Here is a 1,357-nt window from a genome sequence, read left to right as displayed (position 1 = left end):
AGGTAGGTTCTATTAATTGATTAATTCAAGTGGAAGCCGTTCCGCCAGACTCAATCTTTCGGAATCAGTAGCTCATCCGAGGACTTCGGCTATCGATTGTGTTCGTTTATCCACTCATTGACATGTTGTTTTTAACGATTTGAGACGTATGGACACAACTATCCCTTGCTGGTGATAAGCTGCGGCTGGTATATGTTGATCTGTACATATCTGAATATGTTATAGACGAGGTTGGTCAGAGCATTGGCTGCTTTGGCTCGCATCATTCCGATGCTGCGAACAAGTGAGCCGTTCATGGCTCCCTCGACGAATCCGAAGATGTGTTCAATGCGGCATCTATCCTTAGACTTGATGCGGTTGTTCTGCTTCTGCTCGTCAGTCAGAGGGTTGTTGCGATGTCCTTTCTCGCAGATAACAGGATTCATCCCGCACTCTTTTACGATGTCTTCCTTTGATTCGTAACCTGCATCAAGGAACAAGTCCTGTCCTTTGTCCTTCTCTTCAATGAGGGGTTTGATAACATTTGAGTCATGTACGCTTGCGTCTGTAGTGTGATACTTCTCTATGAGTTTGGTCTTCTTGTCTGCTTTGATGTGATTCTTGTAACCATAGTGATTTTCACCACGTTTCTTCGTCCATCGGGCATCAACATCCTTGTGAGATTTTTTGTGCATCTTGCGCTTCTTTTCCTTCTCGGATTCACCTTCTTCAGCATTCCACAGGTCTTTACCATTGCCAGCCTTGATCTGCTTGTTTTCCTCCTTGGTATTTCTCTGCCTTGGAGCCTCAACAAAGGTCGCGTCAATTATCTTGCCCTCATTGAATGAGAGCCCCTTGTTTTCAAGGAAGGTTCGAAACTCATCAAACAGGCAGTCGAAGGTGCCATCCTCAGCAAGCCTATTCTTACATGCCCAAACGGTCTTCTCGTCAGGAACCTCTGCCACCGTATGAATGCCAAGGAACTGGCGGAAGCTGGTACGGTCTATAATCTGATACTGTATCTGGTGATCGCCCAAACCATAGTAACGCTGAAGGAATATAACCTTGAACATAAGAACAACATCAATCTGCGGACGTCCTGCTGGAGTCTTGCAGTCTTTCTTGACCAGCACTTCTTCAAGTGCGGGACGGAACATCTCAAAGTCAACCAAGGCAGCGAGCTGCTCAAGAGGATTGCCCATCTGGGAGAGAGCTTCAATTGTAAACTCCTCCTCAAACAGGTTTTCACCCATTGGCTTGCGGTATATAGTAGTTTTCTGCATGTTTCTGTATGATTTCTACAGCAAAAATACGACTATTTATTGAATTATTAAATTAAATAACTAATTATCAATATGTTAATTTATAGAACATCCCT

The 1,357-nt window shown here is 44.1% G+C and carries 1 protein-coding gene; it reads right to left on the bottom strand.

The window, feature by feature from the left end; genetic code table 11:
- Positions 1 to 158: 158 nt before the first annotated feature.
- On the bottom strand, positions 159 to 1,262 hold the full coding sequence (locus tag I6E49_RS14205) for an IS5 family transposase (RefSeq protein ID WP_235403136.1): 1,104 nt from the start codon (positions 1,260 to 1,262) through the stop codon (positions 159 to 161).
- Positions 1,263 to 1,357 lie beyond the last annotated feature (95 nt).

Source organism: Leyella stercorea (genome assembly GCF_021531655.1).
The sequence above is the reverse complement of the archived record's forward strand: the minus strand, read 5'-3'. Positions and strand labels throughout refer to the sequence as shown.